Source organism: Streptomyces sp. NRRL WC-3549, from assembly GCF_000721935.1.
GTDB lineage: Bacteria > Actinomycetota > Actinomycetes > Streptomycetales > Streptomycetaceae > Streptomyces.
In genome coordinates this window covers 67,209-72,530 of the sequence record NZ_KL585385.1, presented here as the reverse complement: position 1 = coordinate 72,530, position 5,322 = coordinate 67,209, and the positions used below count along the sequence as shown (strand labels likewise).

Sequence of the window (5,322 nt, the reverse complement as noted above, 5' to 3'; positions counted from 1 at the left end):
GAGATGTGTATAAGAGACAGGGCGTAGGTCGTGCCCGCGGCCCAGGTGCCACCCGGCTCACCGGTCGGCGGGTCGGTGGGCGGGTCGGTCGGCGTACCACTGGTGACCAGGGTCAGTCCGTACGCCGACAGCGCCGGGTTGATCGGCTGGTAGTACGTCGTGCCGCCCTGGGAGCAGTTGCCGGAACCGCCTGAGGTGACCCCCTGTGCCTGGCTTCCGGAGATGAACGAGCCGCCGGAGTCTCCTGGTTCGGCGCAGACGTTGGTGCGGGTGACACCGGAGACCGTGCCCTCCTGGTACGTCACGCTGGTGTCGTGCTGCTGGATCGTGCCGCAGTGCCAGCCGGTGGTGGAACCCGAGCGGCAGACGGAGGAGCCCACCACGGCCTGGGTGGAGCCGGCGACCGTCACATCACCGTTGCCGTAGCCGTTCACCAGCGCGCGCGGCGTCCAGTTGGCGTTGACGGCGACCCAGGAGTAGTCGCGGCCGGGGAAGGTGGAGCCCTGGAAGGAGCCCTGCGCCTGCTGGTTGACGCCGCTGGTGGTCACCCCGGGGGTGCCGCAGTGACCGGCGCTGACGAATCCGTTCTGGGTGCCGCGCCTGACGGGGAAGCCGATGGAACAGCGTCCCGAGCCGTTCATGTAGTAGGCGTCGCCGCCGCGCAGGTCGGCATAGGTGCGGGGCTGTTCGGTGGAGCGCTCGACCCGCACCAGGTCGCGGGGGACACCTGCGGTGTCGAGGAGGCGGTCCGCGGCGGCGGTGCGGGTGGCGTTGACGACGAGGCGGTTGGTGCGCACGTCGACGTACCAGGAGGGCACGCCCTTCGGCGCCTTCTCCCGGGCCACCGCGTCCAGGGCCGCCTTGGCGGTTTCCAGGCGGTCCAGGCTGTGGGGGACGACCTCGGCCCGCGCACCCGCGGCGGTGATCTCGGCGACGGCGGCGCGGTCGGTGGTGGCGACGGTGAGGGCGGCGTTCGCGCCGCTCACCCGGGCCCCGGCGAAGTCGGCGCCGAGGGACTTCTCCAGCCCCTTGGCGACGGCGGCCGCACGGTACTCGTTGCCTATGCGGGCTCTCGCCTCGTCGGCGTCCAGGCCGAGGTCCCGCTGCATGGCCTCGATCAGACCGGGCGAGAGCCGTTCGGCTGCCGGTGCGGTGGTGGACTGCGGGTCGGCCGAGGCGACGCCGGCCAGGCCCGCGAGGCCGAGCGCGCCCACGGCCACGACGGCGGTGGCCGCGACGAGTGCGCGCCTGCGGAGCACGGTTCTCTCCACGTGACTCTCCTTGGGTTCAGGGGGTCGTTCAGGGGTGTCGAGCCCCGGGGGCAGGGGCTCGGAGCAGTGCGGAATTGCCGAAAACGTAGCCGCGCACCCCCGTGCCGCAGGAGATCCCGGCCGCCCCCTACCGCCGCGTTATGGGGCCCTCGGCCGACGAGGCGGAGAGCACCACGGAGCCACCCGCCTCGGCCGGCGCGGGGCCGTACCCGCCCGGCACGGGGCCGTACCTGCCCGGCCCGGGTACCTGCCCGCCCGGGTACCTGCCCGCCCGGGTACCTGTCCAGCGCGCGGCCGTACCCGCCCGGCGCGGGGCCGTACTGTCCAGCGCGGGTCCGGTGCGCCACCAGGCGCGGGGGCCGGGCCCGCTCCGCGTGAGGTGGTACCCGGTCGGGACCGCGGCCGTACCCCGCGGTGACCGCCCCAGCCCGCGCCCATCCAGGTCTGAGGTCCGCTATAGGCTCCGCCCATGGCGACGCACGAGCACGAGATCACCGAGCGGGTCGATCTCTGCCTGCCCGACGGCACCCTGGACCCGGCCGCGGTCGGCTGGTCCCGGACACCGCTGCACCGCGCCAATCTGCGCGGCTGGGGCCGGACCAAGCGGTGGGAGTACTGGTGCGTGACGACACCCACCCACCTGGTGGCCCTGACCGTCAGCGACCTCGACTTCCTCGCGCTGAACACGATCTATCTGCTCGAATTCGGGCCGGACGGGCGGGAGTTCGAGCGCACGTCGCTCATCCCGGCCGGCCTCGGTGTGCGGCTCCCGGACACGGTCGCCGGTACTCCCGGCACCGAGGACGTGGTGGTCGGCCCCGCCCGTCCGTCCGGCGGCAAGGTGCGTGTCGAGATCCGCGACGAGGCCTCCGGGACCCGGTTGCGTGCGCGCTGCCTGACACCGGGCCGGCTGCCGCTGGAGGCAGACCTCCTGGTCGCCCGGCCAACGGGGCACGAATCGCTGTCCGTCGTGGTGCCGTGGAGCGAGCGGCGCTTCCAGTACACCTCGAAGCACACCGCGCTCCCGGCCACCGGGCGGGTCAGGATCGATGCCGACATCCTGGAGTTCGGCGGTGACGAGGCGGCGTGGGCGGTTCTGGACCACGGGCGCGGCCGCTGGCCGCGCACGGTCGACTGGAACTGGGGCGCCGCGTCGGGCCGTACGGACGGGCACACGGTGGGCCTCCAGTTCGGCGGGCGCTGGACGGCCGGCACCGGCTCCACCGAGAACGGCCTCTGCGTGGACGGCCGCCTCACCAAGATCGGTGAGGAGCTGGACTGGCGCTGGTCCACCTCCGACCTGCTGGCCCCCTGGACCATCCGTACGCCCTCGTCCGACCAGGTGGACCTGACGTTCACGCCGTTCCACAACCGGTCCGCCCACACGGACGCCGGCCTGATCGCCAACCGCACCGACCAGTGCTTCGGCCACTACGACGGCCGCGTCCGCACCGATGACGGCACCGAGATCGCCGTCGAACACCTCCTGGGCTGGGCCGAGGACGTCCACATGCGCTGGTGACTCCCCCCGGTACACGGACCCGGGTAGGTTGCCCCCCATGCACATAGGCCCCCTCCTGGGCTCAGGACGCACCGCCGACGTGTACGCACTCGACGACTCCTGGGTCCTGCGCCGCTACCGCGACGAGGCCGACACCGCCGCCGAACTGGCCGTGATGTCGTACCTCTCGGCCCATGGGTTCCCGGTCCCCCGCATCGGGCCGCCGGGCGGCGTGGAGCCTCTTCCGACGGATCTGGTGATCGAGCGGCTGCCCGGTCCGACCCTGGCCGAGGCGCTGCTGGCCGGCACGGTCACCGAGGACCAGGGCGCCGTCGTACTGGCCCGGCTGCTGAGGGAGTTGCACGCGATCCCGCCGCGGATCTCCCAGGACCCGGCGGACCGCATCCTGCACCGCGACCTGCACCCGGAGAACGTCGTGCTGGCCCCGCAGGGTGCCGTGGTCATCGACTGGACGACCGCCGCGGAGGGGCCGCCCGCGCTGGACCGGGCCATGTCCTCGCTGATCCTGGCCCAGACCGCGCTCGACCCGGGGTTCGCCGCCGCCGAAGGCGTCCGGGACCTGCTCGCGGCCCTGCTCGCCCTGCTCTCCGAGGACGGCGGGGTCCCGCCCGGAGCCCTCGCCCGCGCCGCCGCCCTCCGCACGGCGGACCCCCGGCTGAGTGCGCGGGAGAAGGCACTGCTGGACGAGGCGGCCGCGCTGGTCACGGCCCTGGCTCCGCTCTGAGCCGATCCGGCGCTCAGCCGTTGAGCACGTACGCCACCGCCGCCACCGGGAAGGGGCCCACCAGCGCACCGATCAGGGCGAGCCGGCCCGCCGGTGGCATCCGGCGCAGGAAGGGTGCGGCGTACAGGCCGCTCAGCAGGACGGCGCACGCCACGACCGCGCCGGCCACCCCCAGCAGGAACGGCACCGGGGACTCCCCTGAGGCGGCACTCCAGACCGCCACCACCAGGACGAGGAAGCCCAGTACGGCGAGGGCGGCGAGCGTCACGGACCAGATCAGGGCCGCCAGCACCACGTGCCACGTCCTGGCACGCCGGGCGGGCGGGACGGCAGGCCGCACGGGCGAAGACGTGGGAAGGGCGGGGAACATGCGCGACTGCCTCTCAGCGCTGCGGAGTACGTCCCTCCACCCTGGGCTCCGGGCCCTCGCCGCACCATGGGTACGCGTACCCGGACGGGACCGGCCGGATACTCACCCGCACCGGCGAAGACGCCGCCCACCGGGCCCACCGGCTCCCGTGCGGTGCCCTACGGGCCCGCCACCACCGGCCGTCCGGACGGCAGGCCCCACTCACTCCAGGAGCCGTCGTACACCGACACGTCGCGGTATCCCGCCAGTTCGGCCCCGAGCGCCAGCACACACGCCGTCACCCCGGACCCGCAGCTGACCACCAGCCGGCGCCGACCCCCTGCCGCCTCCCCCAGGACGGCGCGTAGGTGGTCCGCCGGCACCATGTGCCCGTCCTCCTGCAGATCCCCGAACGGCAGGTTCGCCGCCCCGGGCATATGGCCGCCCCGCAGCCCCGTACGCGGCTCGGGCGCCGTACCGGCGAACCGCTCCCGGGTACGGGCGTCGAGAACCGCGGCCCGCGGGTCGGCCAGGGCCGCCTCGGCCTCGGCGGCCCCGACGAACAGCCCGTCACGCGGGCGCGCCGTGAAGTTCCCGGGCCGCCGGGCGTCGTCCCCCGGTGTCCGTCCCTCCCGCACCGGAAACCCCGCCGCCACCCAGGCGGGAAGGCCGCCGTCGAGGACCGCGGCGCGGTCGAAGCCCATGGCCCGCAGCATCCACCAGGCGCGGGCGCTGGAGTAGATCCCCGCGGTGTCGTACACGACCACGGTGTCCGTGTCGTCGACCCCCAGGGCACGCATCTCCTCGGTGAACCGCTCCGGACCGGGCATCGTGTGCGGCAGCGGTGAGTCGCCGTCGGACAGGGCCCCGTCGATGTCGAAGCGCCGCGCCCCGGGAATCCGCCACCCCGTCCCACGGTGCGCCCCGACCGAGGCGTCGAGGACCACCGTCCCCGCGCCCAGCCTGCCGGCGAGCCACCCGGCCCCGACAAGGGGGCCCGGCAGCCCTCCGTCCTCACCGGACGGTGCCGCCACCCGGGCCGCGTCGGCCGTCGCGGCGTCCCGGGCCGCTCCCACGTCCTCGGACATGCGCGTCTCCCCCAGCCGGCCGCCCGCCCGGCCGGACAGTCGGGGGTGCGGCGCGCCCCACGGTACGTCTCGGCCCGTCGACGAGCCCACCTCGCACCGGACGGTTGAACGGCCGCTTCGGGGTTAAGCCCGGTTTAAAGGCGCCTTAAGCGCTCCCACGGTATTGACGGGACGTCATATCACCGCAGGTCACAGCCGTTTACCTCCGGGCGCACCGGTTGGACGGGACGGGCGTTCTGCGTAGTGTCAGGCCTCGACGGCGACGGCCACCGCACGCCGAGAGCGCTCTCAGAGGCCGCTCTCCGCACGCCCGTCCGCGCCGTGCCCACCGGTTCGACGCCCTGCCCCTCCCCACGACTCCCCAGTCA

General features: G+C 74.2%; 5 protein-coding genes. 2 read left to right on the top strand and 3 right to left on the bottom strand.

What is annotated here, in order from left to right; genetic code table 11:
• Positions 1–1,271: S1 family peptidase (locus IH13_RS0103865; RefSeq protein WP_199814596.1), on the bottom strand; the 1,271-nt coding region annotated here is incomplete at its 3' end.
• Positions 1,272–1,740: 469 nt separating this feature from the next.
• Here IH13_RS0103865 and IH13_RS0103860 point away from each other — a divergent pair.
• The gene (locus IH13_RS0103860) at positions 1,741–2,793 is read left to right on the top strand and encodes a DUF2804 domain-containing protein (protein ID WP_031080995.1); all 1,053 of its coding nucleotides are present in this window, start codon (positions 1,741–1,743) and stop codon (positions 2,791–2,793) included.
• 37 nt (positions 2,794–2,830) lie between these two features.
• Positions 2,831–3,517: a phosphotransferase gene (locus IH13_RS0103855; RefSeq protein WP_031080994.1), complete on the top strand. Its 687-nt coding sequence runs from the start codon at positions 2,831–2,833 to the stop codon at positions 3,515–3,517.
• A gap of 13 nt (positions 3,518–3,530) precedes the next feature.
• Here the strand turns inward: IH13_RS0103855 and IH13_RS36645 are convergent, their stop codons facing one another.
• Both IH13_RS36645 and IH13_RS0103845 read right to left on the bottom strand, forming a co-directional pair.
• Positions 3,531–3,812, bottom strand: coding sequence for a hypothetical protein (locus tag IH13_RS36645; protein WP_051835752.1), 282 nt, complete (start codon positions 3,810–3,812; stop codon positions 3,531–3,533).
• Positions 3,813–4,045: 233 nt separating this feature from the next.
• A complete protein-coding gene (locus IH13_RS0103845) occupies positions 4,046–4,954 on the bottom strand; it encodes a sulfurtransferase (RefSeq protein ID WP_082317511.1) in 909 nt (302 codons plus the stop codon).
• Positions 4,955–5,322 lie beyond the last annotated feature (368 nt).

Excerpts from the sequence above, each read along its gene's own strand:
- IH13_RS0103845 (WP_082317511.1), bottom strand. The coding sequence starts at position 4,954 with ATGTCCGAGGACGTGGGAGCGGCCCGGGACGCCGCGACGGCCGACGCG.
- IH13_RS0103855 (WP_031080994.1), top strand. The coding sequence starts at position 2,831 with ATGCACATAGGCCCCCTCCTGGGCTCAGGACGCACCGCCGACGTGTAC.
- IH13_RS0103860 (WP_031080995.1), top strand. The coding sequence starts at position 1,741 with ATGGCGACGCACGAGCACGAGATCACCGAGCGGGTCGATCTCTGCCTG.